Annotated in this window: 26 protein-coding genes; 15 read left to right on the top strand and 11 right to left on the bottom strand. The window is 59.7% G+C overall.

Translation table 11 applies throughout. The annotated features are described in order from the left end of the window. Nucleotides 1-8: 8 nt before the first annotated feature. The gene (locus tag BLU48_RS24470; RefSeq protein ID WP_057012850.1) at nt 9-428 is read right to left on the bottom strand and encodes a hypothetical protein; all 420 of its coding nucleotides are present in this window, start codon (nt 426-428) and stop codon (nt 9-11) included. Nucleotides 429-576: 148 nt separating this feature from the next. On the opposite strand from BLU48_RS24470, the gene hrpB reads away from it, so the two are divergent. Beyond that, on the top strand, nt 577-3,099 hold the full coding sequence (gene hrpB / locus BLU48_RS24465) for an ATP-dependent helicase HrpB (RefSeq protein WP_057024547.1): 2,523 nt from the start codon (nt 577-579) through the stop codon (nt 3,097-3,099). A gap of 104 nt (nt 3,100-3,203) precedes the next feature. Then, nucleotides 3,204-4,265 carry a GNAT family N-acetyltransferase gene (locus tag BLU48_RS24460; protein WP_164484839.1) on the top strand — a complete coding sequence of 354 codons (1,062 nt, stop codon included), beginning with the start codon at nt 3,204-3,206 and terminating at the stop codon, nt 4,263-4,265. Nucleotides 4,266-4,274: 9 nt separating this feature from the next. On the opposite strand, the gene BLU48_RS24455 is transcribed toward BLU48_RS24460, so the two are convergent. Together BLU48_RS24455 and BLU48_RS24450 are read right to left on the bottom strand one after the other, a co-directional pair. Further along, entirely contained in the window at nt 4,275-5,363 is a 1,089-nt protein-coding gene (locus BLU48_RS24455) for an endonuclease/exonuclease/phosphatase family protein (protein WP_057024474.1), read from the bottom strand. Between the two features lie 41 nt (nt 5,364-5,404). Continuing rightward, on the bottom strand, nt 5,405-6,064 hold the full coding sequence (locus BLU48_RS24450) for a YciC family protein (RefSeq protein ID WP_057024548.1): 660 nt from the start codon (nt 6,062-6,064) through the stop codon (nt 5,405-5,407). A gap of 182 nt (nt 6,065-6,246) precedes the next feature. On the opposite strand from BLU48_RS24450, the gene BLU48_RS24445 reads away from it, so the two are divergent. From BLU48_RS24445 to BLU48_RS24435, 3 genes are all read left to right on the top strand, one after another. Next, nucleotides 6,247-6,972, top strand: coding sequence for a DUF2076 domain-containing protein (locus BLU48_RS24445; RefSeq protein WP_043050664.1), 726 nt, complete (start codon nt 6,247-6,249; stop codon nt 6,970-6,972). A 128-nt stretch (nt 6,973-7,100) separates the two neighbouring features. Beyond that, on the top strand, nt 7,101-7,577 hold the full coding sequence (locus BLU48_RS24440) for a LabA-like NYN domain-containing protein (RefSeq protein ID WP_057024475.1): 477 nt from the start codon (nt 7,101-7,103) through the stop codon (nt 7,575-7,577). A gap of 25 nt (nt 7,578-7,602) precedes the next feature. Then, nucleotides 7,603-8,214 carry a 3'-5' exonuclease gene (locus tag BLU48_RS24435; RefSeq protein ID WP_054896175.1) on the top strand — a complete coding sequence of 204 codons (612 nt, stop codon included), beginning with the start codon at nt 7,603-7,605 and terminating at the stop codon, nt 8,212-8,214. A gap of 140 nt (nt 8,215-8,354) precedes the next feature. Here BLU48_RS24435 and BLU48_RS24430 read toward each other — a convergent pair whose 3' ends face one another. Continuing rightward, nucleotides 8,355-8,663, bottom strand: coding sequence for a DUF6124 family protein (locus tag BLU48_RS24430; protein WP_057024476.1), 309 nt, complete (start codon nt 8,661-8,663; stop codon nt 8,355-8,357). A 474-nt stretch (nt 8,664-9,137) separates the two neighbouring features. Here BLU48_RS24430 and BLU48_RS24425 point away from each other — a divergent pair, with 474 nt between their 5' ends. After that, complete coding sequence (locus BLU48_RS24425; protein WP_057024477.1) at nt 9,138-9,704, top strand: hypothetical protein; 567 nt, start codon at nt 9,138-9,140, stop codon at nt 9,702-9,704. Beyond that, entirely contained in the window at nt 9,694-9,957 is a 264-nt protein-coding gene (locus BLU48_RS24420; RefSeq protein WP_057024478.1) for an acyl carrier protein, read from the top strand. Before BLU48_RS24425 ends, BLU48_RS24420 begins: the two co-directional genes overlap by 11 nt. Nucleotides 9,958-10,052: 95 nt before the next feature. On the opposite strand, the gene BLU48_RS24415 is transcribed toward BLU48_RS24420, so the two are convergent. Then, on the bottom strand, nt 10,053-10,514 hold the full coding sequence (locus BLU48_RS24415) for an Lrp/AsnC family transcriptional regulator (protein ID WP_057024479.1): 462 nt from the start codon (nt 10,512-10,514) through the stop codon (nt 10,053-10,055). A 160-nt stretch (nt 10,515-10,674) separates the two neighbouring features. Between BLU48_RS24415 and yedA the strand changes: the two genes are divergently transcribed. The 3 genes from yedA (at nt 10,675) to BLU48_RS24400 (ending at nt 13,628) form a co-directional block, all read left to right on the top strand. Beyond that, nucleotides 10,675-11,571, top strand: coding sequence for a drug/metabolite exporter YedA (gene yedA, locus BLU48_RS24410; protein WP_057024480.1), 897 nt, complete (start codon nt 10,675-10,677; stop codon nt 11,569-11,571). A gap of 48 nt (nt 11,572-11,619) precedes the next feature. After that, nucleotides 11,620-12,954 carry a DEAD/DEAH box helicase gene (locus BLU48_RS24405; protein ID WP_057024481.1) on the top strand — a complete coding sequence of 445 codons (1,335 nt, stop codon included), beginning with the start codon at nt 11,620-11,622 and terminating at the stop codon, nt 12,952-12,954. 176 nt (nt 12,955-13,130) lie between these two features. Beyond that, the gene (locus tag BLU48_RS24400) at nt 13,131-13,628 is read left to right on the top strand and encodes a hypothetical protein (RefSeq protein ID WP_057024482.1); all 498 of its coding nucleotides are present in this window, start codon (nt 13,131-13,133) and stop codon (nt 13,626-13,628) included. A gap of 454 nt (nt 13,629-14,082) precedes the next feature. Here BLU48_RS24400 and BLU48_RS24395 read toward each other — a convergent pair whose 3' ends face one another. Then, the gene (locus BLU48_RS24395; protein ID WP_057024483.1) at nt 14,083-15,318 is read right to left on the bottom strand and encodes a TIGR03862 family flavoprotein; all 1,236 of its coding nucleotides are present in this window, start codon (nt 15,316-15,318) and stop codon (nt 14,083-14,085) included. A gap of 170 nt (nt 15,319-15,488) precedes the next feature. Then, nucleotides 15,489-16,409 carry a histone deacetylase family protein gene (locus BLU48_RS24390; protein WP_057024484.1) on the bottom strand — a complete coding sequence of 307 codons (921 nt, stop codon included), beginning with the start codon at nt 16,407-16,409 and terminating at the stop codon, nt 15,489-15,491. Nucleotides 16,410-16,485: 76 nt separating this feature from the next. On the opposite strand from BLU48_RS24390, the gene BLU48_RS24385 reads away from it, so the two are divergent. Genes BLU48_RS24385 through BLU48_RS24375 form a run of 3 tightly spaced genes read left to right on the top strand, consistent with a single transcriptional unit; the run spans nt 16,486 to nt 18,547 of the window. Continuing rightward, the gene (locus BLU48_RS24385) at nt 16,486-17,055 is read left to right on the top strand and encodes a GNAT family N-acetyltransferase (RefSeq protein ID WP_057024485.1); all 570 of its coding nucleotides are present in this window, start codon (nt 16,486-16,488) and stop codon (nt 17,053-17,055) included. A gap of 38 nt (nt 17,056-17,093) precedes the next feature. After that, nucleotides 17,094-17,963, top strand: a complete 870-nt coding sequence (tesB, locus tag BLU48_RS24380; protein WP_057024486.1) for an acyl-CoA thioesterase II — start codon at nt 17,094-17,096, stop codon at nt 17,961-17,963. Then, the gene (locus BLU48_RS24375; protein WP_057024487.1) at nt 17,960-18,547 is read left to right on the top strand and encodes an HAD family hydrolase; all 588 of its coding nucleotides are present in this window, start codon (nt 17,960-17,962) and stop codon (nt 18,545-18,547) included. The genes tesB and BLU48_RS24375 overlap by 4 nt, the downstream gene beginning before the upstream one ends. A 132-nt stretch (nt 18,548-18,679) precedes the next feature. Here the strand turns inward: BLU48_RS24375 and BLU48_RS24370 are convergent, their stop codons facing one another. From BLU48_RS24370 to BLU48_RS24360, 3 genes are read right to left on the bottom strand one after another with little or no spacing between them, the layout of a single operon-like run. Continuing rightward, nucleotides 18,680-19,654: a hypothetical protein gene (locus BLU48_RS24370; protein ID WP_057024488.1), complete on the bottom strand. Its 975-nt coding sequence runs from the start codon at nt 19,652-19,654 to the stop codon at nt 18,680-18,682. Beyond that, the gene (ypfJ, locus tag BLU48_RS24365) at nt 19,655-20,542 is read right to left on the bottom strand and encodes a KPN_02809 family neutral zinc metallopeptidase (protein WP_057024489.1); all 888 of its coding nucleotides are present in this window, start codon (nt 20,540-20,542) and stop codon (nt 19,655-19,657) included. It abuts the gene before it with no gap. 45 nt (nt 20,543-20,587) lie between these two features. Beyond that, entirely contained in the window at nt 20,588-20,998 is a 411-nt protein-coding gene (locus tag BLU48_RS24360; protein WP_057024490.1) for a lipoprotein, read from the bottom strand. Between the two features lie 185 nt (nt 20,999-21,183). Between BLU48_RS24360 and BLU48_RS24355 the strand changes: the two genes are divergently transcribed. Next, a complete protein-coding gene (locus BLU48_RS24355) occupies nt 21,184-22,062 on the top strand; it encodes a DMT family transporter (RefSeq protein ID WP_057012834.1) in 879 nt (292 codons plus the stop codon). Here BLU48_RS24355 and BLU48_RS24350 read toward each other — a convergent pair whose 3' ends face one another. Further along, nucleotides 22,063-23,397, bottom strand: coding sequence for an MFS transporter (locus BLU48_RS24350; RefSeq protein WP_057024491.1), 1,335 nt, complete (start codon nt 23,395-23,397; stop codon nt 22,063-22,065). A gap of 224 nt (nt 23,398-23,621) precedes the next feature. On the opposite strand from BLU48_RS24350, the gene quiC reads away from it, so the two are divergent. Next, nucleotides 23,622-25,523 carry a 3-dehydroshikimate dehydratase QuiC gene (gene quiC, locus BLU48_RS24345; protein WP_057024492.1) on the top strand — a complete coding sequence of 634 codons (1,902 nt, stop codon included), beginning with the start codon at nt 23,622-23,624 and terminating at the stop codon, nt 25,521-25,523. The last annotated feature ends 70 nt before the right edge of the window (nt 25,524-25,593 follow it).

Genomic DNA, 25,593 nt, shown 5'->3' with positions numbered 1-25,593 from the left:
GGCTGTCCTTACGCGGCGGGTTGCAGGCCCAGGGACGCCAGTTGCTGCACGCTGCCCTTGAACTGGATCAGCCGTGGGTCGTCCAGCGGCAAGGTACGGCCGGTTTCCTTCTGGATGATGCTCTGCAGCTTGGCGTTGTCCACCTGGCCGTCGGCGCCGATGGCCTGGTGCAGTTTCTCGGGGGCGACCTGAGCGGTCTTGCCGGGTTCGTAGTAGATCGCACCCGTGGCGAAGTCGACCCCAAACGCGATCAAGCCGGGGATGACGTAGAACAGCAGGCCGACGGCATCGAGTACGGCAATGGCCGGGTCGATCTTGCCGTCGATCTGGCCACGGCGGTCGGGATAGAAAATCGACCCGCAGGCGGTGAGTTGGCTCAGCAGGGTGACGGCTAATGCAGCGCCGATGACACGGGAAGCGATACGCATGAAAAGTCTCCTGAACATGTTTATGGGTGACTATAAGCCAGATCTGCCGGGCGCCGATGATCGAATGTGGGAGGGGCAGGTGTTGTTGAGACCACAGCCGGCTTTCAGCAGTTCGCCGTTATACTCGCCGCTCTGCTTTGGAGCCAGTATGAATTCGTTGCCGATCGATGATGTTTTACCCGCCCTGCGTGACGCCTTGGCGCATCGCCATGAAGTGGTGCTGGAAGCGCCACCCGGCGCCGGTAAAACCACCCGTGTGCCCTTGGCCGTATTGAACGAGCCCTGGCTCGCCGGGCAGACCATCCTGATGCTCGAACCCCGGCGCCTGGCCGCGCGGGCCGCTGCTGAGCGGCTGGCCAGCGAGCTGGGCGAAAAGGTTGGTGATACCGTCGGCTACCGCATCCGCCTCGAGAGTAGAGTAGGCCCTCGCACCCGGATCGAAGTGGTCACCGAAGGGATCCTGGCGCGCCGCCTTCAGGCCGATCCGGCGTTGGACGGAGTGGGGCTGGTCATCTTCGATGAGTATCACCTGCGCAACCTGGACTCTGATCTTGCACTGGCCCTGTGCGTGAGTGCGCGTGAACTGCTGCGTGATGAGCCGCCACTCAAGCTGCTGCTGATGTCTGCAACATTGGAAGGCGCTCGGCTCTCGAAGGTTTTGAATGACGCGCCGGTGATCACCAGTGAAGGGCGGATGTATCCGGTCTCCACCCTCTGGGGAAGCCCTTATCAGCCAGGCCAGCCTCTCGACACGCGGGTCACTGACACCTGCCTGGCCGCCCTCCATGAGCAGCCGGGAAGTATCCTGGTGTTCCTTCCGGGCCAGGCAGAGATTAGGCGCGTGGCCGAGTCCCTGAAGGACCAACTGGGCAGTCGTCCAGACGTCATGCTCTGCCCGCTGTACGGTGACCTCGATCTGAACGCACAACGTGCTGCCATTGACCCGGCACCCGCAGGCTCGCGCAAGATCGTGCTGGCAACCAACATTGCCGAGACCAGCTTGACCATCCAAGGGGTCAGGGTGGTGGTGGACAGCGGTCTTGAACGGGTGCCGAAGTTTGATCCGCGTAGTGGCATGACCCGGCTTGATACCCAGCGTATCTCCAGGGCCAGTGCGACTCAGCGGATGGGGCGAGCCGGGCGCCTGGAACCGGGTGTCTGCTACCGACTATGGTCAGAGTCGCAACACGAGCAAATGGCGGGTTACAGCACCCCCGAAATTCTACAAGCCGATCTGGCTGGCCTCGCGCTGCAGTTGGCCCGGTGGGGGATGAAGCCAGATGAAATGACCTGGCTCGACCAACCCCCCTCGGCGCCTTTTGCCCAGGCCAGGGACCTGCTCAAGCGCCTGGGCGCGCTGGATGATAAGGGTCAGCTCACACCTCACGGGTCGGCCATGAGCGAGCTGCCGGCGCATCCGCGCATCGCTCATCTGCTCATCAAGGGCCACGCCATGGGCCTGGATGACCTGGCCTGCAACATCGCAGCCCTGCTGGGGGAGAAGGACATTCTACGTGGCGCAGGTGCTGATCTTCATACCCGGCTCAGTGCATTATCGGGCGAGCAGAACGCACGCCGTGGCAGCGGCGCCGTCCAACGCGTTAAGCAGTCTGCCCGGCAGTATCGATCCTTGCTGCGAGGATGTGCCTCCAGCCCGGTCAGCGCGCCTGATCATCCACGCTGGGTCGGTTGCCTGCTGGCGTTTGCCTACCCTGATCGAATTGGCCAGCAACGGCGTGCAAGCGCAGCGGAGTATCGTCTTTCCAACGGGCGCGCGGCAGTCTTCGCCGAACCCGATGCGCTCACCAAGCATGAGTGGCTGGTAGTGGCAGACCTGGGCAGTCGGCAGGGCCAGCGTGAAGAACGGATTTACCTGGCGAGCGACCTGGACCCGGCACTGTTCGAGGATCAGCTAAGCGACCTGGTAAGGTCAGTCGATGAGATCGATTGGGATGATAGGGAAGGGGTGCTCAAGGCCGAGCGGCAATTGAGGGTGGGGCAGTTGGTGCTTTCCACGACGCCGCTGCCCAACCTCGACGAGCACGCCCGTTCGCTCGCGCTGGTCAACCTCGTGAGGCGCAAGGGCATTGAACTGCTGCCCTGGAACCCTGAGTTGCGTCAGTGGCAGGCTCGAGTCGAGTTGTTGCGTCAGTTCGATATCCAGAATGGCCAGGGCACCAGTCAATGGCCCGACCTCAGCGATGCCAATCTGCTGGATACGCTCCAAGAGTGGCTCACGCCCTATCTGGGCAAGATCACCCGGCTCAGTCACTTCAGTCAGTTGGACTTGTCTTCGATCGTCAGGAATCTGCTGCCCTGGCCGCTTGCGCAGACATTGGACGCTCAAGCGCCCCAGTCCATCCAGGTGCCCTCGGGCTCGAGCATTCGCATTGACTACTCGCAACACCCTCCAGTGCTTGCAGTGCGGCTGCAGGAGCTTTTTGGGCTGTCAGAAACACCGACAATTGCCCAGGGAAAACAGCCACTGACCTTGCACTTGCTGTCACCGGCCCGCAGGCCGGTGCAGGTGACCCAGGATCTCGCCAATTTCTGGCGCAGTACCTATGCCGAAGTAAAGAAAGACCTTAAAGGCAGGTACCCAAAACACTATTGGCCCGAAGATCCCTTGGTGGCCGAAGCGACGGCCAGGGCGAAGCCCAGGAAGCCATGAGCAGCCAACGGCGCTTATTCGCGCTCACTGTATAAGGCCCACTTAAATTTATGTGGGCGCACCACGTCTTGACCTTATGGGGCTGGGTTAAGAGAGAGACTGTGATGCTTACGAACGAACATACAAAGCGAATCATAAGGGTTGGCCAGATTACCGGGGCAGCAGCCCATGTCATCGTTGATCGCTCAGAAATCGCCGTGCATCTTGAGTCCGGGACCGCCTGTTTCGAATTACAGAGCGCGCACGGCGATTTTAAAATTATTGACCCCTCTTGCTCAGCCAGCAACATGGCCATTGAGACATCAACCTCTCTCAGTCACGTGCTCGCGGCGCTCGAGGCATGGTTTGCTGATAACCCTCTGCGCGACAGGGTCGAGGTGCTGTTGCCTGATCCATTGAGTGCCCAACTGTGCGAATTGGGCATCGCCGTCTTTCAGAATGAAAAGTGTTTGGTAACGGCTGAGATGTTTTGGCAGTTGTCATTGCCATGGTGCTCGAAGGGCATGATCAACAGTTATCCACTTTGTTATGCCGAGTCGGGAGAGTCCAACATCCCGGTTCGCCCTCAGCAGCCTACCGGTGACGTTTACGCCAGGTATATTCCCTGGCTCGGTAAAACCCTGACTTTCAAAGTGGCTGATATTGACAGGGACCTAGTCCAGTTCAATCGCTGGATGAATGACCCCCGGGTTTCATTTTTCTGGGAGGAAGAGGGGAACCTGGACTATCACCGGGCGTTCCTTGAGACGCAGCTTGCCGACTCGCGGGTTATTCCTCTCATCGGCTTTTTTGATGCGCAGCCATTTGGCTATTTTGAGGTGTATTGGGCCAAGGAGGACAGGCTCGCGCCGTTTTGCCAGGCGACGGACTTTGACCGTGGCTTCCACCTGCTGGTGGGCGAAGAGGCCTTCAGGGGTCGCCAATGGTTGGAGGCCTGGTACCCGTCCTTGCTCCACTACATGTTTCTTGATGACGTTCGCACCCAACGCGTTATGGCTGAGCCCCGCGCAGACAATGAACGTTTGTTGCGTTGCAGCGAAATGCTCGGCTTCGAGAAACTCAAGGAGTTTGACTTCCCACACAAGCGAGCGGCGCTGATCAGTCTGTCCAGGACCACCTTCTTTGGCAGTGCACAACAACTCTCGGGAAGTCGACTTTCAGATTGAGTTCAGCGTTTAAAACGTAGCGGGCAGGAGAAAACGAGCGATCACTGGCATATGGTTGGAAATACGCAATGTATCTTCCTGCCGTACTTTCGCCTCCACCCGCTTGATCCTTGGGCTGAAGAACAGGTAATCCAAGGTGCGGTCCGGGCCGTCCAGGCTCGGATCATTAGGGTAATAGCTCAACCATTGCTCACGGTTTATTCCGCTGGATTCATTGTTACTCGGGATCATCGGGTATTTGTCCCACAGCAGGTGCAGCTCACTGTCCGGCGAGTACTGCCCGCGTTTTTGCGCATCCAAACGCAGGAACTGCCCCAGTGGCAATAAGTTGAAATCTCCCCCGATCAGCCATGGCGTGCCGCGGCCTTCGAACTTGTCCAGCAGCTTCACCGTGGCCTCGACTTGCTCTTGCATGGCACCGCGTCCGGGTATGCCGGCCTCTAGCCGCGTATTGAGCACCGCCAGCTGGCCACCGTCGCTCAGCGGCAGGTAGGTCAACAGCAAGGCGGGCTTGGGCTGGAACTGGCGGCTGATGAAGTTGGCGTCGGCGGCCGGCAATTGCAGGCGCTCAGCATGTTCGATCTGGTAGCGGCTCAGTGTCGCCAGCTTGCGGCCGACGCTGCCGAAAATGTGCAGGTTGGGTACAAAGTCGGCTTTCCAGTCGAACGCCTGGGCGCTGCAGGGGTAGAGGTCGACCAGGCGCTCCTGCAACAGCGCCAGCTGGTCCTGGTAGTGAGAGGGTTTGGCGCCCTCGTCAATCTCTTGCAGCAACAGGATATCGGGCTGTTCGTCGCGGATCACCCGTGCCACTTCGTCGAGGCTGAATGCCATGTCTTCAATGGTGGGGCGGTCATCCGGGCCGCTGCCGTCGGGGGTGTCGTACCAGAACACGTAGTTCTTGCCGGCCAGGTATTGCACGTTCCAGGTCATCACCTTGAGCGCCTGCCCCGGCAGCAGGGTCGGGGCGCGGGGCGCCACGCAACTGACGGGCAAGGTCTCTTTGTCGGCGGGGCGCCAGGTCAAGCTGTGGATCAGCGCCGCCAGCAGGCCGGCGATGATCAACAGGCTCAACAGGGTGATGCGCAATAAACGGGTCATCGGCTCGGCTTATTTGCGTGTCAGAAGAGGCACGGAGCATATCACCGCGCGTCGGCGTCGCCACCGATCAACATGAATAAACGGAACAGCACCACGCTGGTGAACAATTGCAGGAAGCTGTGGGCACTGTCCATCAGCAACCCCAGCCACGGCGCGGGCTCAGGGTAGGCCGCCACGCTGGCGCCCTTGAGCAGCCACAACGGGGTCATCACGCACAGCAGGCACACCAGGATGCGCCAGAAATGCCCGCGGGTCAGGCGAAAACTCTCCTTCATCGCCTCCAGGGCCGGCATGCCGCGCAGCACCAGCAGGTATTCGGCAAACGCCAGCACCACCATCAGCCACAAGCCCGGCAGGAAATACAGCGACAGGCCGAGCAAGATCAACAACGTGCTCAGGGCCGTCAGCAGGGCAAAGCGCGGCCACAGGCTCAAGGCCATGGCCCACACGTCCTTGATACGGGGCGATTCGCCACGGGTGCGGGCGTCGAGAAACAGGATCAGGGCGCCGGTGTACAGCGGGTACACCAATAAACCCACGACCACGCTGTAGCCGGGAAATGCATCCGGGCCCAGCGTGTGGTCCAGTATCTGTTGCAGCAGGGCTTCGAGGATCACCAACGGCAGGCACAACTGCACGATGGCGCCCAGGTTGCGCTGGGTAAAACGCAAGGAGTCGCGCAAAACGTCTAACGGATTCATCAGGGTCATCACAGGCCTGGAAGCAGAGGGCGACACTTTAACCGATCAGGGTCCAAGGGGCGCAAACGTAAACCTTGAGTAAAGACCATTGAAACAACTCGTAACATCCCCATAACTGGAAGGCACCCGGCCTGACCACAGGCGGGACCAGAATTTTTTATCGGCAATCTAACGAGGTCGCCATGAACAGCGAAGAGCAAACCCTGATCGATGGACTGTTTTCACGGTTACAGCAAGCCGAAACGGACTCAGCCCCCCGCGACGCCCAGGCCGAAGCGCGGATCAAGGAGCACATGACTCGCCAACCGGCCGCCGGGTACTACATGACCCAGTCGTTACTGGTGCAGGAACACGCGCTTCAGGCTCTGGATGCGCAAAACAAGCAGCAGGCGCAACAGATCCAGCAATTGCAGGACGAACTGCAGCGGGCCAAGTCGACGCAACCGGCGCCGGCCAGTGGTGGTGGGTTTCTGTCGAGCATCTTTGGCGGTAGCTCCCGCGATCCGCAACCTGCGCCGAGCAACTCCGGTGGCGGCTGGCGTGAGCCGGCGCGGCCATCGTTCAACCCGCCTGCACCGCAGCAGAACTACCAGCAACCGCAAGCACCGGCCGCCGCGCCGGTGGGCAGCGGTTTTCTCGGCGGCGCCATGAAGACCGCTGCCGGTGTGGCCGGTGGTGTGTTGCTCGCCGAAGGCATCAGCAGCCTGTTCCATCACAACCAGCAGCCGCAGGTGGTGGAAGAAATCATTGAACAACCGGCACCGGCCAGTGACCAGGGTGACTGGGGCAACGATGACCAGAAGTTTGCCGGCAATGACAGTTGGGGCAGCAACAATGCTGACAGCTTCGCTGACAGCGATTATTCCGACGATTCCTCTTCCTTTGGCGACGACGATTCCTTCGTCTGACACGCCAAGGCCTGGGTCGCTTCGTCGCTTCGGGCTGATTTTTCGCGGAAACCTTCCCATGGCTGTCATACTGGCGCCTTTGCGGGCCTTCGCGTCCGAGGTCCAAGCGGCAGCCATGGGGAAGTGCGGTGAAGAAAATTGCGGTGTTCGCCGATGTACAAAACCTCTATTACACCGTGCGCCAGGCCTATGGCTGCCACTTCAACTACGCCGCCCTGTGGGCTGACATCAGCGCCCGCGGGCAGATCGTCGAGGCCTATGCCTATGCCATCGACCGTGGCGACAGCAAGCAGCAGCAATTCCAGCAGATCCTGCGCAACCTGGGCTTTACGGTAAAACTCAAACCGTATATCCAGCGCAGCGACGGTTCGGCCAAGGGTGATTGGGACGTAGGCATCACCATCGACATCATGGACGCCGCCGACCATGTCGACGAAATCGTGCTGGCCTCCGGTGACGGTGATTTCGACATGCTGCTTGACCGTGTCATTCACAAGCATGGTGTCGAAGCCGTGGCTTATGGCGTGCCCGGGCTGACGGCCAATTCATTGATCCGCGCCGCCAGCCGCTACGTGCCGATCGAAGGCGCGTTGCTGCTCAAATAAATTGTTAGACGGAGTGGGAACAGGTTTGGAACGTATAGCGGTCATCGACTTTGAAACCACCGGCATCACCCCGAGCAGCCACTGCCGGGCTACGGAGATTGGCGTCGTCATCCTCGAGCGCGGACAAATCGTGGATCGCTACCAGAGCCTGATGAACGCCGGCGTGCGCGTACCGGCTTTTATCGAACAACTCACCGGCATCAGCAACGCCATGCTGCGCAGCGCGCCACCGGCTGAGCGGGTGATGAACGAAGTCAACGAGTTCGTCGGTACCACGCCCTTGATGGCGCACAACGCCGCCTTCGACCAGAAGTTCTGGGACTTTGAGCTGGGCCTGATCCGCCGCACCCGCCTGCAGAAATTCGCCTGCTCCCTGCTGCTGGCCCGCCGCCTCATGCCGGCTGCGCCCAACCACAAGCTCGGCACCCTCAACGCCTACGCCAAATTGCCCCACACCGGCCAGGCTCACCGGGCGCTGGCGGATGCGGAAATGGCCGCCAACCTGACCGCCCACCTGGCCCAGGAACTGCGCCAGACCCACGGCCTGCGTGAACTGTCCCATGACCTGTTATGCACCTTGCAGAAAGTGCCTGCCGCCAAAATCAATGAGCACCTGAAAAAGCATCGCGGGTTCTAAACCAGCCACCCTCTCAAGCACACCAAAGATCCAAATGTGGGAGGGGGCTTGCTCCCGATAGCAGTGTGTCAGCTAAAAATAAGCTGGCTGATACACCGCCATCGGGAGCAAGCCCCCTCCCACATTCAGTTATGCAGCGCCTATCGAGGCTGTGTGCACGCCAACGCCTGGTCCACCACTCCCTTCGCCATCTCCACCAAATGCATCACCGCCCGCTGTGGCGCCTTCACTACCTCTCCCGAGGCATGAGCCGTCTCCACCGCGCAATGCAACAAATCCGCCGCATGGGCCAAGGCCTCTTCGAAGCTCAGGTTGTCATTCAGGATAAAAATGGGTGCATCCGGAGCGGACGCCTTGAGGTAGTAATCGATGGCGCGACGGTGGAGCAGGGCGTCTTCGCTGAGGAAGCCGGGTTTGGACTTGGGTGGATCGGGGGTGACTTTGACCATGGTGAAACTCCTTGCTGGAAGAAGTCGACACCGTTCGCTTGCACGCGAATTAGGGTGGCAACTGTGCGTAGGTGTGCAAGACCGGGGCAAGGATCCAAACCCAGCAGGCCCGAAGGCCTCCCACGCACAGCCGCCATAACATGCATATTGGCTGTAGGTTTATTTATGATCTTGCTTGCCATCGGACTTGCACGTCCGGCCACCGAAAATTCGATGACAGGGCGAGACTAGCTACCGAATCCGACGGAAACAAGGCCGTGGGATTCTCTCGGAAACGTCCCGCAAATGAAAGGGACTGGTCTTGCTGGCCACTGAATCACGGGGTTTTGAGGTCTCTTTCACCTGAGCGCTGAATGGTCGGTAGGCTAAATCCGGATATGATCTAGGACCTTTCTGGTTTTCCTCTTTACTCACCTATCGCGTACTACTGCGACCTACCATCCCTTCTGCCACTCATGCACAGGGATCACAGTCATGCAGGAAAGCGATCTTCATACAGCGATCATGCGAAGCAAGTTGGAACTTGAATCAAATGGCATTGATCTGGGTTCAAGTTCAAGCATGGCGTTTCATGTGGGCAACACAATGACAAGCTGCCCGGCAGTCATGGTGTTGCCGAGTTTGCCAGCTTGGAGTCATGGCTCTCATTACCAGTTACTCAAGCCCCTTCACGCTGATCCCGCTGTGCCCGATACGACGTTTGATGAACTCTGGAAATGTACACAGCAACACTACGGCCTCACGGCAGCAACAGTTGATACGGGCGCGGCGGGCATACCGATAAGCAAAATCGCTGTGGATACTTGGGTTCACGTCGGCTCCAGCAAAACCACGAATCTGGCTAGCCTGATCGGAATGCGTTTTTTCCCTCGTACATTGATCAGGCAACCCACCATGGCCAGAATGGCAAAAGCAACGTTTGGCACGGTCCGGGTATTTGGCATCATCGGGCGAGGCATACCCTTCGTTGCTGCCGGGCTTGCAGTTTTTGATCTAGTCAGTATTGGTAAGTGTGCCTATGAGGCGAGAAATGGAAGGTAACCTGACCAGAGCCGAGATCAGCGAAAAAGTGCTCCAGCTGTTCGTCGATATCATCGGGTTTATCGACCAAAGCGATGTGACGGAGCAAACCGATTTCATCCATGATTTCGACATCATTGATGACGACCTGACCTGCTTTATCATGCAGATCAAGTGGCAGTTCAAGCTGCAAGCGCCTCAGGAGGATTGGGATCACATCACTACGATTGAGCAGATAGTCGATTTGATTGTTCTGCGTTCGAATCTTCGGTGAGGCTACTGACCCCATCGGGAGCAAGCCCCCTTCCCACATTTTGAAGGTGTTCACACATCAAATGTGGGAGGGGGCTTGCTCCCGATGGCGATAGGTCAGCCACCATGTTTCCCATTGGCTTCCAACTGCCCCAACGGCACCCGCCGCTCTATGGCGCTGGACAAAATAATCGAGGTCTTGCTGAACCCAAACTTGGCCACCCGATTAATCAGGTCTTCCAGCTGCGGCATGGTGCCCACCGCCGCTTGCATGATCACGCACGGATCACCCGTGACCCGGTGGCATTCGGTCAGCTCGGGAATTTCAGCCAGGGCGTCGTAAACCTTCTGGCTGCCGTGATTGGTCAGCCTCAGTTCGATCACACACTGGATCGGCAAACCGACTTTGGACAAATCCACCTTGGCCTGGTAGCCGGTGATCACGCCGCTGGCTTCCAGTTTGGCGACCCGTTCGGCCACGGCGGGGGCGGAGAGGTTCACCGTGCGGGCCAGTTGCGCGTAGGACGCACGGCCGTCTTCGAGCAGGGCGCTGAGGAGCATGCGGTCGTATTTGTCCATGGTAAGGCTCCAGTGGCGTGTGGCTTTCGAAAGCAAGGGTTATAGCCCTGATAACCATGGTTTGAAAAGTGTATGGGCGGTTTAAACAGGTTTTGTAACTTATGTTTATCCACCTGTCTTTCTAGAATAAGCCTCCCATCTCCTGCCATAGAGCCACCCAATGCCTGGCCCACGTCGTTTTCCCTTACCGTTGATCGCCGCGTTTTTTGCCTTGTATGTGATCTGGGGTTCCACTTACCTGGTGATCCGTATCGGCGTGGAGTACTGGCCGCCGCTGTTGCTGGCGGGCATTCGGTTTTGCACGGCAGGCGTGTTGATGTATGGCTTCCTCCGGTGGCGCGGGGTGCCGGCGCCGACGTGGCCGCAGTGGAAGGCGGCCGGGATGATCGGCATTTTGTTGCTCACCGTGGGCAATGGCGGCGTCAGCGTGGCCGAACATATGGGCGTGTCGTCCGGCGTGGCGGCACTGGCCGTGGCCACCGTGCCACTGTTCACGCTGCTGTGTGGTTTTTTCTGGGGCGCACGTAATACGCGGCTGGAATGGGCCGGGGTGATCCTGGGCATCATCGGCATTGCCATGCTCAATATGGGCAGTACCCTGCAATCAAGCCCATTGGGTGCGGTCTTGCTACTGGCGGCGGCGGCCTCCTGGGCCTTCGGTTCGGTATGGAGCCGACACTTGCCGCTGCCCCAAGGCGCCATGGCCAGTGCCGCGGAAATGCTGGTGGCCGGCGTGGCGCTGCTGTGCGTCAGCGCGCTCTCCGGTGAGCACCTGCAGGCCATGCCACCGCTGGAAGGCTGGCTGGCCCTGGCCTACCTGACGGTGTTCGGCTCGATTATCGCCTTCAACGCCTATATGTATCTGCTCAAGCACGTGCGCCCGGCGGCGGCGACCAGCTATGCCTACGTGAACCCGGCGGTGGCGGTGTTGCTGGGGATTGTGTTCGTTGGCGAGACCATCGGCCTGGAAGAAGCCCTGGCGATGCTGGTGATCATCAGCGCCGTGCTGTTGATCAGCCTGCCCCAGTGGCGTAAGCCCAAGGCGGAAATAAGGTAAACTGCCGCGCATTACGCCTTTGCGCTGAATTTTTCCTACGGTAAACACATGACTTTCGCCACCCTTGGCCTGATCGAACCCTTGCTGCGCGCCCTTGAGACGCTTGGCTACCAGACCCCGACGCCGGTGCAGGCGCAAGCCATTCCGGCGGTGCTGGCCGGTCGCGACCTGATGGCTGCGGCCCAGACCGGCACCGGCAAGACCGCAGGCTTCGCCTTGCCGTTGCTGCAATTGCTGACCATGGAAGGGCCGAAAGTCGCCGCCAACTCGGCGCGCGCGCTGATCCTGTGCCCGACCCGCGAACTGGCTGAGCAGGTTCACGCCAGCGTCGCCGAGTACGCCCAGCATCTACCGCTGACCACTTACGCGGTGTACGGCGGCGTGAGCATCAACCCGCAGATGATGAAGCTGCGCAAGGGCGTCGACATCCTGGTTGCCACCCCTGGCCGCCTGATCGACCTGTTCCGCCAGAACGCGCTGAAACTCAACCAGCTGCAAACCCTGGTGCTCGACGAAGCCGACCGCATGCTCGACCTGGGCTTCTCCGAAGAACTGGCGAATATCTATCGGATGCTGCCGAAAAAGCGCCAGACCTTGCTGTTTTCCGCGACCTTTTCCGACGACATCCGCCTGCTCGCCGGGCAGATGCTCAACGACCCGCTGAGCATCGAAGTGAGCCCGCGCAACGTCGCCGCCAACACCGTCAAGCAGTGGGTGGTGCCGGTGGACAAAAAGCGCAAGGCCGAGCTGTTCGTGCATCTGATGCGCAAAGGCCGCTGGAAGCAGGTGCTGGTGTTCGCCAAGACCCGCAACGGCGTTGACGCACTGGTGGACAAGTTGCAGGGCCTGGGCATCAATGCCGACGGCATCCATGGCGACAAGCCCCAGGCCACCCGCCAACGCGCGCTGGACCGCTTCAAGGCCAGCGAGGTGCAGATCCTGGTCGCCACCGACGTGGCAGCCCGTGGCCTGGATATCGAAGATCTGCCGCTGGTGGTCAACTTTGATCTGCCAATCGTGGCCGAGGACTACATCCACCGTATCGGTCGTACCGGTCGTGCGGGCAACACCGGTGAGGCGATTTCCCTGGTGTGTGCCGACGAGGTGAACATGCTTTCGGCCATCGAGATGCTGACCCGCCAGACCTTGACCCGCAAGATGGAGCCGGATTTCGAGCCGGAGCATCGTGTGCCGGATACCGATGCCAGCGGCCAGGTGGTGAAGAAACCGAAAAAGCCGAAGAAACCTAAAACGTCCGGCGGCGGCGGCAAGCGCAACCTGGGCAAGTGGGTGGACAGTGGTGAAGTGGCGCCGGCAGAGCCCTCGATCAAACCGGTGCGCAAGGTGCCAGTGTTCAATACCGGGCCGCGCAAGAGGAAGTAAAGGTTTTATAAGGGTTGGCGCACAGAGTGGGCGGGGCAATCCCGTCCACTGCGCAAGGAATCTTCTTGTAAATTTTTTCCGCGTGGTAAAACTGAACTCAAAACGCTCGATCGCCACTCAGGTAGGCGGCAGGAAACTGACCGTTAATCAGCAGCCTTTGAGTGGAGGTAATTGATATGGAATTTGCGGCTTCTTTTGCATCGCTATCCTTCAAGCCGGGAGAGGAAACATTCGGGCAGTACATGAGGCGCGCAGCGCAAACGCATAGAGACACTGCTGCCGCGTCAGAGAGGAGTCATGAGGCGCGTATCAGCGCGCTGGAGAAAGAGCTGACCGATATTAAAAAAACCCAACCTGAGGCTTATGCGCACCAAATCAGGTTGTATAAAGAATTGGCTTCTTTGCAGCATCATGTCGGCGTAAATGCTCACGAAACCTTGCCGCTGAATCAGTTTATCAAAGAGGTTGAATATAAGAGCCAAGAGAAGGGGCTAGCTCTCAGTCGTGGCTTCAAAGCTGAGCAGGAGAGTTTGAAAGATCAACCCGTGGCGCTTGAAACTGCGCACCGCACTTACATAGACGCACTGTCGGTAGCCCTGCCAGAAGGTGACGACTTTTTACGAAGGGAACTGGAAGGGTTTGAGCAGAAGTACCCCGATGCCCAAGCTATTTAAGTGCAGCAAATTAAAACTATAGAGACATGCTTCAACGTAAATTGCGCGGCTCTAAAATATGGTTGAGCTACTAATTAAAGATTTTTCATAGAAGGCTGTCAGATTTTTCGGCGTTTTAGACATATTTGCCAGGGGGGAAAGTACGTGTTGGAGAATACCCGTAGAACTTATGGTGTACTGCGAGAGTTGCCCAGTGAGCTCGACAGCAAAGCAAAGGACGACAATACCTCATACCGCGTTTCAAATAAGAAAGTTGTAGAGCGACTTTCAGCGGAGGAGCAACTCACCACCTCCTTGCTAGCCTTGCAACGGGCCGCGCAGTCGATAGAAAATGATCTGTCCAGCCGACAGACCAGTTATCAGCGCCGTCTTCATGGCGGGCTGAGAAGCCAGTTTTTATAAGCATTAAGGCAGGTGGCTGAAGGACGAGCCTTCAACTCAAGTTAATACAGGTTCAGTCACCTGACGCCTCCAGCCATGCCAGTATGCCTTGTCCGCTCATGTACCCACTGGCAAAGCACCCCGTTAACAAATACCCACCGGTCGGCGCTTCCCAATCGAGCATTTCCCCCGCACAAAAAACGCCAGGCACTTGCTTGAGCATCAGTCGTTCGTCCAATGTTTCAAAGGGTACGCCGCCTGCGGTACTGATTGCTTCATCCAGCGGTCGGGTTTGCACTAGTGTCAGGGGCAGCGCCTTGATATCCACAGCCAATTTCGCCGGATCATTGAAATGTCCAGCCGGTGCCAACTCGCGCAACAGCGCCGCCTTGACCCCATCCAAGCCCAACTGACTGTGCAGGTGCTTACTCATCGACCGCGAGCCGCGGGACTTGGCCAATGCCGTCTGTATTTTGTCCAGCGATTTACTCGGCAGCAGGTCGATATGCACCGTGGCTGAACCGTCGCGGTTGATCGCTTCACGAATGGGGGCCGACAGTGCGTAGATCAAACTACCTTCGATGCCCGTGGCAGTGATCACGCATTCACCGAGCCGAGGCAGGTCATCGGCCAGGCCAATGGCGACGTTTTTCAACGGTGCCCCAGCGAATTTGCTGACCAGCAACTCACTCCAGGCTGACACGTCGAAACCGCAGTTGCTCGGTTGCAAGCGCACGTAGGGCACGCCTTTATTTTCCAGCAGCTTGAGCCAAGCCCCGTCAGAACCCAGGCGCGACCAACTGCCGCCACCCAGAGCGAGTAGCACAGCATCGCTGTGGACAACTTTGTCTCCGTCCGGGCTGTGGATAAGTAGGCCGCCTTCGGCATTCCAGCCCAGCCAGCGATGCCGAGTGTGGATAATCACGCCTTGGTCCCTTAGCCGCTTAAGCCAGGCTCGCAGCAGGGGAGCGGCTTTCATGTCGGTAGGAAATACGCGCCCGGAGGTGCCGATAAAGGTTTCGATGCCCAGGCCGTGAATCCATTCGCACAACGCTTGCGCCCCGAACGCCCGCAGCAACGGTGCCATATGCGGCGCACGTTCGGCGTAGCGGGAGACAAACGCAGGGTAGTCCTCGGAGTGGGTGATGTTCATCCCGCCCACACCGGCAAGCAGGAATTTGCGCCCCACCGAGGGCATGCCGTCGTACAGGTCCACCCGCACGCCTGCCTGGCTCAAGACCTCAGCGGCCATCAGCCCGGCGGGGCCGCCGCCGATAATGGTGACGTGATGAGAAGAGGTCTTGGGCATGGCAGGGCTACGGTCGCTTGAACAGGCCGAGCATTCTACCCGACGAAGGCGCGGTTGCCTGATCAAAAAACGTACACTTTCCTACAGACCATACGGCTGCTAGCTTGCAGCCGCTTACGCTCAAGTTATCCACAGGCCGTTCCACAGGCATTGTGGGTAACGCCCACAGTTCAGTGACAACCTGATGACGCCCATACCCGCTGGGCGCTGTGGTGCAGGATGCCGTGGCGGCGGGCCAGGGCCAGGCGGTCCTTGCTGTAGCCGCCGCCGATCACGCCCATCACCGGAATGTCGCGACCCAGGCAGTGGCGCATCACGCTTTCATCACGGGCGGCGACGCCCTCATCCGTCAGCTTGAGGTAACCGAGGGCGTCATCCTTGTGCACATCCACGCCGGCGTCGTACAGCACCAGGTCGGGCTGGTAGAGCGGCAACAGGTAGTTGAGCGTGTCGTCCACCACCTTGAGGTAGTCGGCATCGCCCATGCCTATGGGCAGCGGGATATCCCAATCACTCTGGGCCTTGCGCGCCGGAAAGTTTTTTTCGCAGTGCAGCGACACGGTGATGGCGTCCGGCGTGTCGTGGAGGATGCGTGCGGTGCCATCGCCCTGGTGCACGTCGCAATCGAAGATCAACACGCGATTGACCCGACCGCTGGCCAGCAGGTAATGGCTGATCACTGCCAGGTCATTGAAGATGCAGAAGCCCGCAGGGTAATCGTAGTGGGCGTGATGGGTGCCGCCGGCCAAATGGCAGGCCAGGCCATGTTCGAGGGCTTGTTCAGCCGCCAGTATCGAGCCGCCTACCGCGCGCACGGTACGCCGCGCCAGTGCTTCGCTCCAGGGCAGGCCGAGGCGGCGCTGATCTTCGCGGGACAATTGGCCGCTCATGTAGCGTTCGATATACCCAGGTTCATGGGCCAGGGCCAGGATATCCGCTGGACACAATTGCGGGCGCAGCAATTGGCTGTCTTGGGTCAAGCCAGTGTCCACCAAGTGGTCGCGCAGCAGGCGAAACTTGTCCATGGGGAACCGGTGGTCCGCCGGGAACTCGGGGCTGTAGTCTTCGTGGTAGATCAATGGCAAAGGCATGGGATTTTCTGACGGGAACCTGCGAAGGATCTTAACAGCGCTGTACACTCACGCACATGGCAAGGGAGGGGGACCCATGGAGCCGATATTGGAATTGGAAAGTGCACGCCTGCTAATGCGCCAATGGCGCGACAGCGACCTGCCGGACTTTGCGCGCATGTGCGCCGACCCGCAAGTGATGCGCTATTTTCCGGCCAGGTTGAGCCATCTGGAAAGCGCCGCTTTGATCGGCCGGATTCGCGGGCATTTCGCGGAGTACGGCTTCGGTTTTTGGGCCTTGCAGCGCAAGGATACCGGCGAATTTATCGGCCTGACCGGGCTGCAGAATGTCAGCTTCGAAGCCGGTTTTACACCGGCAGTGGAAATCGGCTGGCGCCTGGCCCGCGAACACTGGGGCCTGGGCTACGCCAGTGAGGCGGCCTGGACCGCGCTGCGCTGTGGTTTTGATCGCCTGCAGCTGGATGAAATTCTCGCCTTCACTACCGAGACCAATCTGCCCTCACAAAAAGTCATGCAGGCCATCGGTATGCATTACGATCCGCAGGCAGATTTTGAACACCCTAAAGTCGCAGCCGGTGACCCGCTGCGCCCTCATGTTTTGTACCGCATCACCCGCGCCCAATGGTTGGACACGCTGCATGGATAAGCAGCCCGGAATGCCCTATTGATTGTAGGAGTTGCTCTATGAGCCAAGTATTGGAAGATCTGGTGGACTTGCTGACCCTGGAACCGATCGAGGAAAACCTCTTTCGCGGCCGCAGCCAGGACCTGGGCTTTCGCCAGTTGTTCGGCGGCCAAGTGCTCGGCCAGTCGCTGTCGGCGGCCAGCCAGACGGTAGAAGAAGCGCGGCATGTGCATTCCCTGCACGGTTATTTCCTGCGCCCTGGCGATGCAGCCTTGCCAGTGGTGTATTCGGTGGACCGCGTACGCGACGGCGGCAGTTTCAGCACTCGGCGGGTAACGGCGATCCAGAAGGGCAACCCGATCTTTACGTGCACCACCTCGTTCCAGTACGACGAACAAGGCTTCGATCACCAGACCACCATGCCGGTGGTGGTCGGCCCGGAAAACCTGCCGTCGGAGCTGGAGCTGACCAAGCAACGTGCGCACCTTATCCCCGAACACATGCGCGACAAGTTGCTGTGCCCCAAGCCCATCGAAGTGCGCCCGGTCACCGAAAAAGACCCGTTCAACCCGCAACCGTCCGATCCGGTCAAGTACGTGTGGTTTCGTGCCGATGGCGCCCTGGCGGACGCGCCGGCGCTGCATAAGTACCTGCTGGCCTACGCCTCGGACTTCGGCCTGCTGACGACTTCGTTGCTGCCCCATGGCAAGACCGTGTGGCAGAAAGACATGCAGGTCGCCAGCCTCGACCACGCGCTGTGGTTTCACGCTGACCTGCGCGCCGATGACTGGTTGCTGTATGCCATGGATAGCCCGTGGGCCGGCAACTCCCGGGGCTTTTCCCGTGGCAGCGTGTACAACCGCTCCGGGCAACTGGTGGCCTCGGTGACCCAGGAAGGTTTGATCCGCCATCGCAAGGACTGGGCATGAGCCTGTCGGACATTAAGCATTGGGTGTTCGACATGGACGGCACTCTCACGGTGGCCGTGCATGATTTTGCCGCCATCCGCGTGGCGTTGGATATTCCGACTGAGGACGACATTCTCACTCATCTTGCTGCGTTGCCCGCAGACGTTGCAGCAGCCAAGCATGCCTGGCTACTGGAGCATGAACGCGAGCTGGCACTCGGTTCGGTCGCGGCACAAGGGGCAGTGGACCTGGTGCGTGAATTGGCCGGGCGCGGTTATCGCCTGGGTATCCTGACCCGCAATGCGCGCGAGCTGGCCCATATCACCCTGGAAGCCATAGGCCTGGCGGACTGTTTTGCCATTGAGGATGTGCTGGGGCGTGATGATGCGCCGCACAAACCTGATCCGGGTGGTTTGTTGAAGTTGGCGACAGCGTGGAAGGTAGCGCCGAGTGAGATGGTGATGGTCGGGGATTATCGTTTTGACCTGGACTGTGGCCGGGCAGCGGGGACGAAGACCGTGTTGGTGAACCTGCCGGAGAACCCATGGCCGGAGTTGGCGGATTGGCATGCGGCAAACTGCGCTGTATTGCGCCGAATGATCTAGCCCAGACAATAGAGATCAAATGTGGGAGGGGGCTTGCTCCCGATTGCAGTGTGTCAGCCAGCCTATGTTTAGCTGGCACACCGCAATCGGGAGCAAGCCCCCTCCCACATTTTGATTGGGTTCCTTCAGGTGCTACTGGGCAAACAGCACCTTTTCTCCCTCTGGCGAAGTAAACATCTTATCCCCGTCATGCCCCACCCCCGGCACTTCCACCAGCTTGTGACTCAACTGCGGATGGCGCAGTTTGAGGTAGTCAAAGTAGTTGTGCCCACGAATCAGCCTATACGCACCCTGGGTTTCGGCCTCGCAGCCTTTATCCAATGCCGGGTGGTTGGGGTCGGTGTCTTGCTGGCCCAACAGATAAGTGATGTCGCGTGAAACGTAGGCCTGTTCCAGTTGCTGGGCGCCTCGCTCACCCACGTAATCCGGCAGGTTTTGCATGCCGTATTTCCAGTCGTTGAAGCTTGGGCAACTGGCCGTATCGAACGGCACCGGCCGCTGCGGGCTGAAGTAGGCGTAGGACGATGGGTTGGCCGCCACGTACCGCAGGCTGATGCCTTCGGTTTTCAGCAACGGGTGGTCATGGCCGGTGAGGGCGAAGCGTTGGACGACTTGGCCGCCACCGGAATGCCCGGCGATCACGATTTCTTTCAGCGCCGGGAACAGCTTGCGGTTGCCCAGGTGCTTGATGATCTGGTCCAGAACGCCATAAGAACTGACCTGCCCAGGCGCGGTGGAAGCTTCGCCAGCCATCCAGTCGTTGCCCTTCCAACGCAATACCTGATTGCCCAGATGGTTACGCTTCACGTCCGATTGATTCAGAAACTGCGGCGCGATCACCAGCGTAGTGCCGCCAACTCCGGCATGGGTGGCGGCGTCGATGCCGCTTTGCAGGTAGGTCTGCGCATTGCGCAGGCGGCCATGCACGATGATCAGCGCACGCGTGACCTTGGGCAGCGGCTGGCGCCAGTCCTGGCTCACGCCGAGGCTGAGGTCGCCGGCCTCCAGATGAAAGCGATCGGGGCTGACCACCTTAACGCCGTGTTCGGCCGCCAGGGTGCAGCAGGACACGAACACACCCAGCAGCAACCCCAATCGTTTGATCATTTAGAGACTCTTGGCCGCGAAGGTATCGCATTGAGAGATCTGACCCTGGGCGAAGCCGGTCTTGAACCAGCGCACGCGCTGGGCCGAGGTACCATGGGTAAACGAGTCCGGCACTACGCGCCCTTGGCCCTGTTGCTGCAAACGGTCATCGCCAATGGCGTTGGCCGCGTTCAGTGCCGCTTCGATATCACCCGGTTCCAGCCAGTTCAGGCGTTTCTGTGCGCGGTTGGCCCATACCCCGGCAAAGCAGTCGGCTTGCAGTTCCTGGCGTACCAGCAGGCCGCCATCGCCTTGCATCTGCCGACCTTGCTGGCGCGCTGCCTGGATCTTGGATGAGATGCCCAGCAGCGTTTGCACGTGGTGTCCGACTTCGTGGGCGATCACATAAGCCTGGGCGAATTCGCCGGATGCCTGGAAGCGTTGGGACATTTCCCGGAAGAAATCCAGGTCCAGGTACACCTGTTGGTCAGCCGGGCAATAGAACGGGCCGCTGGCGGAGGTGGCGCCGCCACAGGCCGAGTTCACCCGGCCACGGAACAGGATCAGCTTCGGGTTCTTGTAGGCCAGGCCGTTTTCCTGGAACACCTGGCCCCAGGTGTCTTCAGTGTCGCCCAGCACGGCGCGTACGAAATCGGCCTGCTGGTCGTTGGCCGGCGGCGCCTGGCGTGGCTGGGTGCTGACCGACGGTGCCTGCTCCATCTGGCCGCTCAACTGGCCGAGGATCTGCATCGGGTCCTGGCCGGTCAACCAGCCAATGCCCACGATCAACACGATCGCCGTCAGGCTCAGGCCCTTGCCGCCGCCAAAGCGCATGCCGCCACCGCCACCACCACTGTCATCGCGGGCATCCACCACGTTGTCGCTGCGTCGGCCTTTTTTCCATAGCATGGGAGCAATCCTCTGTGTGCTAACCGTGAGTGATTATGGTCGGTATTAACGGCAATAGCCTTCGCCGGTGGCGACGATCAGGCAGTCTTTTTTATCCGCCAGCCATTTCAGGCCAGTGGTGACACCGTCGCCGGCGCGCAACAGGTGTGGGCCGTCGGGGCGGGTGAAGGCGATACCGTCTTCGGCGGCTTCACCTTTGAAGGTGCCGGAGGCATCGGCATCGAGGCCGTATTGCATGGTGAGAAGGTAGTGGCCGCGGCCAATGCTGTCGTCTTTGGCGATGGTCAGGTTCAAGCCTTCGACGCCGATCCACTTACCAACCCATTGATCGGTCGGGGGCGTTTCCGGCACCAGGGCCGCCTGTACAGAGGGGGGCGCAGGTTTGGGCGCTTCCTTGGCTTTATCGCAGGCGGCAAGCAGGGCGACAGCAGAAAGAGCAAAGAGGATTTTTTTCATAGCGGCAAGGCCTTGATTAAAAAGTGTGCAACGCCGGGGCGAGCGTGCAGGGTTGGACTCGATTGCGGTGATTTAGTGCGCTGTTCGCCCACTGTTTGGTTATGCTCTCGGGGCAGACCCATGCCCGGCTGCTAGATTACTCGGTTGAGTGCTACCGCGTTGAACTCGCCACGCAAGAGAATTCCATGACTGTCAGTACCCCGCTTTCCGGCGTCAACCATCCCTTCAAAGGCATCCTGCTGATTGTGCTGGCGACGTTCCTGTTCTCCAGCCATGACGCCTTGTCCAAATACCTGGCCGGGTTCTACCCCATCGTGATGGTGGTGTGGGCGCGCTACCTGGTGCACACCTTGCTGATGGCCGGGATCTTCCTGCCGCAATCGGGCTTGCGTGTGCTGCGCAGCAAGCGGCCGGGCATGCAGGTGGTGCGCGCCTTGTGCCTGTTGGGCACCAGCTTGTTTTTCACCGCGGCGCTGCATTACATCCCGTTGGCGGAAGCCACGGCGGTCAACTTTCTCGCGCCGATCCTGGTGACGGCGCTGTCGGTGCCGCTGCTGGGTGAGCACGTCACACGCGGTCAATGGCTGGCGGTGATTTGCGGCTTTATCGGGGTGCTGGTGATCATTCATCCCGGCGGCGAACTGTTCACGCCGGCGGTACTGTTGCCCTTGTGTTCGGCGACGTTCTTCTGCTTCTACCAGCTGCTTACGCGCATCCTCAGTAAGTTCGATACGCCCACCACCAGCAACTTCTTCGCCGGGTTATGCAATACCTTGGTGATGAGCGCCATGGTGCCGTTCTTCTGGCAGGTGCCTAGCCTGTGGCACGCTGTGTTGATGCTGGCGCTGGGGACTTGCGGGATGACCGCGCATCTGATGCTCACCCAGGCGTTCCGCTTCGCGGCGCCGGCCTTGCTGGCGCCGTTCGGTTATTGCCAGATCGTGTTCGCGGGGTTGTTGGGCTGGCTGGTGTTCAGTCATACCCCCGATACAACCACGGTGGTCGGCATCGGGGTGATCTGCATGAGCGGGTTGGCCGCTGCCTGGCAGCAGCGGCGGCGTTGATTAGACGTCTACCGTCGGAATCTTGCGCGGCGCCATGAAGTACATCCATACCAGCGCGATGAAGTACATCGCCGGGATCAGGGTGAACAGCACGGTGTAGTTGTTATTGGTCACGGTGAGGATGTGACCTACGACCTGAGTCATGAACATGCCGCCAATGGCCGCGCACATCCCGCCGAAACCGAACACCGTGCTCATCATGTGCTTGGGCGTGTAGTCCATCACCAGGCTCCAGATGTTGGCGGTCCAGGCTTGGTGCGCGCCGATGGCCAGGGAGATGGCGAACACCGCGACCCACAGCTGGCTGGAACCGGCCGCCATGATCACACCGACGATGCAGCAGGCAAACAGCAGCATCGACAGCAAGCGGGCCTTGATCGAGTTCATCCCACGACCGATCAGGAACGATGACAGGATCCCACCCCCCACGCTGCCGAAATCGGCGGTCAGGTAGATGATGATCAGCGGAATGCCCATTTGCGTCACGTTGATGCCCAGGTTGTATTGCTGGTTCAAGAACGGCGGCAGCCAGTACAGGTAGAACCAGAACACCGGCGCGGTCAGCGAGTAGGCGAGGGCGAAGGCCCAGGTGCCGCGCATGCGCAGGATGCGGCTGAATGGCACGCGGGGTTGTTCCGGCTCGACTTGCTGTTGCACGTAGTCCAGTTCGGATTGTTTGACGGTGGGATGGTCTTCCGGGTTGTAGTACTTCAGCCCCCAGAACAACAGCCAGATGCCGCCGAGTGCCGACATGCACAGGAACGCTGCCTGCCAGCCCCACACGTGCAGGATCAACGGCAGCAGCATCGGCGTCATCATCGCGCCGACGTTGGTACCGGCGTTGAAGATACCGGTGGCGACCGCACGCTCACCGGCGGGGAACCACAGGCGGGTGGTCTTGACGCAAGCCGGATAGTTGGCGGCTTCGGTCAGCCCGAGGATAAAGCGGCAGACCATAAAGCCCACCGCCGAGGTGGCCAGGCCGTGGGCGCCAGTGGCCAGGCTCCACAACAGCACGGCGCAGAAGAACACGCGCTTGACGCCCACCCGGTCGATCAAGCGGCCTTGCAGCACAAAGCCAATGGCGTAGCCGACCTGAAACCAGAAGTTAATGTTGGCGTAGTCCATCGCCGTCCAGCTCATTTCCTTGGCGAGGATCGGCTGCATGACGCCGAGGGCGGCGCGGTCGATGTAGTTCAGAGTGGTGGCGAAGAACACCAGGGCCAGCATGCCCCAGCGCGTTTTACCCACGGCCAGGGCGCCGCGGATCTTGTCGCCGATGCCGGCGTGCGGGTTGCCCGGGCGCGCGGCCAGGGCTGGGTTTTGCAGAGGCATGAGGTCGTACCCGTTTTTTGAAATTTTTATGGTGTGTTCTGGGTCTTGTTACTTGAACGAGTTGCCCGGTCGATGGTGCGCAGTGGTTAAAAAGTCGTCAATTCGCCAAAGGGGCATAGTGTTCGATAATCGCACCAAAAACTAACCGGTTCGTACATTTTAATTGCTGCATGTAGGCTGGGGGCGAATAATTTGTCACAAACAACAATCGCCGGGAGTCATCCATGCAACGTTCCATTGCCACTGTTTCGTTGAGCGGCACCTTGCCGGAAAAGCTCGAAGCTATTGCCGCCGCCGGGTTTGATGGGGTGGAAATATTCGAGAACGACTTGTTGTATTACGACGGCAGCCCCCGCGAAGTTAGACAGATGTGCGCTGACCTGGGCATCGCCATCACCCTGTTCCAACCGTTTCGCGACTTCGAAGGTTGCCGCCGCGACCGCCTGGCGCGCAACCTGGAGCGCGCCGAGCGCAAGTTTGACCTGATGCATGAACTGGGCACCGACCTGGTGTTGGTGTGCAGCAATGCGTCGGCCGATTGTGTGGGCGACGAAAATATTTTACTCGATGACCTGGGCCTGCTGGCCGAACATGCCGGCAAGCGTGGCCTGCGCATTGGTTATGAAGCGTTGGCCTGGGGCAAGCATGTGAACACCTGGCAGCAGGTGTGGAACCTGGTGCGCAAGGTCGACCACCCGAACCTTGGTGTGTTGCTCGATAGTTTTCACACGCTGTCGCTCAAGGGCGACCCGAGCGGCATCGCCCAGATCCCGGGCGACAAGATCTTCTTTGTGCAAATGGCTGATGCGCCGATCCTGGCCATGGATGTGCTGGAGTGGAGCCGGCACTTCCGTTGCTTCCCGGGCCAGGGCGAATTTGACCTGGCCGGTTTTCTGGCACCGATTATCCAGAGCGGCTACACCGGGCCATTGTCCCTGGAGATTTTCAACGATGGCTTTCGCGCCGCGCCGACCCGCGCGAATGCGGCGGATGGCTTGCGTTCGCTGCTGTACCTGGAAGAGAAAACCCGTCAGCGCCTGGCCGAGGAGCAGCCCACCCAGCCCGTCGATATCCTGTTTGAAACCCCGGCGGCCAGTGAATACGACGGCATCGAATTCCTGGAGTTTGCCGTGGATGAAAGCCTTGGCGCCAAGCTCACCCATTGGCTGCAGCGCCTGGGTTTCGCCAAGGCCGGCCAGCATCGCTCCAAGAATGTAAGCCTGCTGCGCCAAGGCGACATCAACCTGATCCTCAATTGCGAGCCTTATTCCTTCGCCCACAACTTTTTCGAGGCCCATGGCCCTTCCTTGTGTGCCACGGCGATTCGGGTCAAAGACAGCGCCAAGGCCCTGGAGCGGGCGGTGGCCTTCAAAGGGCAGCCGTATCGCGGCCTGGTCGGCCCCAACGAGCTGGAATTAGCCGCGGTACGTGCGCCGGATGGTAGCCTGATTTACCTGGTCGCCCCCAGTGAAGGCGGGCTCTACGATACTGACTTCAACCTGCAACCGGCCTCTGTCGCCAGCGGTGGCTTGCTGCGCATCGACCATATGGCCATGGCCTTGCCGGCCGACAGCCTCGACAGTTGGGTGCTGTTCTACAAGAGCCTGCTGGATTTCGAAGCCGATGACGAAGTGGTGTTGCCCGACCCGTACGGCCTGGTGAAAAGCCGTGCGTTGCGCAGCCGTTGCAGCTCGATCCGCCTGCCATTGAATATTTCCGAAAACCGCAACACCGCGATTTCCCACGCACTTTCCAGCTATCGTGGTTCGGGGGTGCATCACATTGCCTTCGATTGCGCGGATATTTTCGCCGAAGTACGTCGGGCGAAGGAGGCCGGGGTGCCGTTGCTGGATATTCCGCTCAACTATTATGACGACTTGGCGGCACGCTTCGATTTTGACGATGAGTTTCTCAGCGAGTTGGCGTACTACAACGTGCTGTACGATCGCGACTCCCAGGGCGGTGAGTTGTTTCATGTGTACACCGAGCCGTTCGAAGGGCGGTTTTTCTTCGAGATCATCCAGCGCAAGAACGGCTATGCCGGCTATGGCGCAGCCAACGTGGCAGTGCGTTTGGCCGCGATGGCCAAGTCGCGCAGCGGTGCGGTGCGCCAGGCGCGTTTATAACTGCCGGCCGGGTGCTTCCTTCGGCGAGCGCCGCAGCCCATAATCAGCGCCTGCACAACAATGGCTGTGA

This window comes from Pseudomonas synxantha, from assembly GCF_900105675.1.
Lineage (GTDB): Bacteria > Pseudomonadota > Gammaproteobacteria > Pseudomonadales > Pseudomonadaceae > Aquipseudomonas > Aquipseudomonas synxantha.
This window is presented reverse-complemented; position numbering and strand designations above follow the sequence as displayed.

Bases quoted from the DNA above. Each gene is read 5' to 3' on its own strand.
- BLU48_RS24375 (WP_057024487.1), top strand. From the start codon at position 17,960: ATGAGCCTGTCGGACATTAAGCATTGGGTGTTCGACATGGACGGCACT.
- BLU48_RS24400 (WP_057024482.1), top strand. From the start codon at position 13,131: ATGGAATTTGCGGCTTCTTTTGCATCGCTATCCTTCAAGCCGGGAGAG.
- BLU48_RS24390 (WP_057024484.1), bottom strand. From the start codon at position 16,409: ATGCCTTTGCCATTGATCTACCACGAAGACTACAGCCCCGAGTTCCCG.
- BLU48_RS24415 (WP_057024479.1), bottom strand. From the start codon at position 10,514: ATGGACAAATACGACCGCATGCTCCTCAGCGCCCTGCTCGAAGACGGC.
- BLU48_RS24470 (WP_057012850.1), bottom strand. From the start codon at position 428: ATGCGTATCGCTTCCCGTGTCATCGGCGCTGCATTAGCCGTCACCCTG.
- BLU48_RS24425 (WP_057024477.1), top strand. From the start codon at position 9,138: ATGCAGGAAAGCGATCTTCATACAGCGATCATGCGAAGCAAGTTGGAA.
- BLU48_RS24420 (WP_057024478.1), top strand. From the start codon at position 9,694: ATGGAAGGTAACCTGACCAGAGCCGAGATCAGCGAAAAAGTGCTCCAG.
- quiC (WP_057024492.1), top strand. From the start codon at position 23,622: ATGCAACGTTCCATTGCCACTGTTTCGTTGAGCGGCACCTTGCCGGAA.
- BLU48_RS24450 (WP_057024548.1), bottom strand. From the start codon at position 6,064: ATGAATCCGTTAGACGTTTTGCGCGACTCCTTGCGTTTTACCCAGCGC.
- BLU48_RS24350 (WP_057024491.1), bottom strand. From the start codon at position 23,397: ATGCCTCTGCAAAACCCAGCCCTGGCCGCGCGCCCGGGCAACCCGCAC.
- BLU48_RS24445 (WP_043050664.1), top strand. From the start codon at position 6,247: ATGAACAGCGAAGAGCAAACCCTGATCGATGGACTGTTTTCACGGTTA.
- BLU48_RS24430 (WP_057024476.1), bottom strand. From the start codon at position 8,663: ATGGTCAAAGTCACCCCCGATCCACCCAAGTCCAAACCCGGCTTCCTC.
- BLU48_RS24395 (WP_057024483.1), bottom strand. From the start codon at position 15,318: ATGCCCAAGACCTCTTCTCATCACGTCACCATTATCGGCGGCGGCCCC.
- yedA (WP_057024480.1), top strand. From the start codon at position 10,675: ATGCCTGGCCCACGTCGTTTTCCCTTACCGTTGATCGCCGCGTTTTTT.
- BLU48_RS24355 (WP_057012834.1), top strand. From the start codon at position 21,184: ATGACTGTCAGTACCCCGCTTTCCGGCGTCAACCATCCCTTCAAAGGC.
- BLU48_RS24360 (WP_057024490.1), bottom strand. From the start codon at position 20,998: ATGAAAAAAATCCTCTTTGCTCTTTCTGCTGTCGCCCTGCTTGCCGCC.
- tesB (WP_057024486.1), top strand. From the start codon at position 17,094: ATGAGCCAAGTATTGGAAGATCTGGTGGACTTGCTGACCCTGGAACCG.
- BLU48_RS24460 (WP_164484839.1), top strand. From the start codon at position 3,204: ATGCTTACGAACGAACATACAAAGCGAATCATAAGGGTTGGCCAGATT.
- BLU48_RS24405 (WP_057024481.1), top strand. From the start codon at position 11,620: ATGACTTTCGCCACCCTTGGCCTGATCGAACCCTTGCTGCGCGCCCTT.
- BLU48_RS24385 (WP_057024485.1), top strand. From the start codon at position 16,486: ATGGAGCCGATATTGGAATTGGAAAGTGCACGCCTGCTAATGCGCCAA.
- BLU48_RS24455 (WP_057024474.1), bottom strand. From the start codon at position 5,363: ATGACCCGTTTATTGCGCATCACCCTGTTGAGCCTGTTGATCATCGCC.
- ypfJ (WP_057024489.1), bottom strand. From the start codon at position 20,542: ATGCTATGGAAAAAAGGCCGACGCAGCGACAACGTGGTGGATGCCCGC.
- BLU48_RS24370 (WP_057024488.1), bottom strand. From the start codon at position 19,654: ATGATCAAACGATTGGGGTTGCTGCTGGGTGTGTTCGTGTCCTGCTGC.
- hrpB (WP_057024547.1), top strand. From the start codon at position 577: ATGAATTCGTTGCCGATCGATGATGTTTTACCCGCCCTGCGTGACGCC.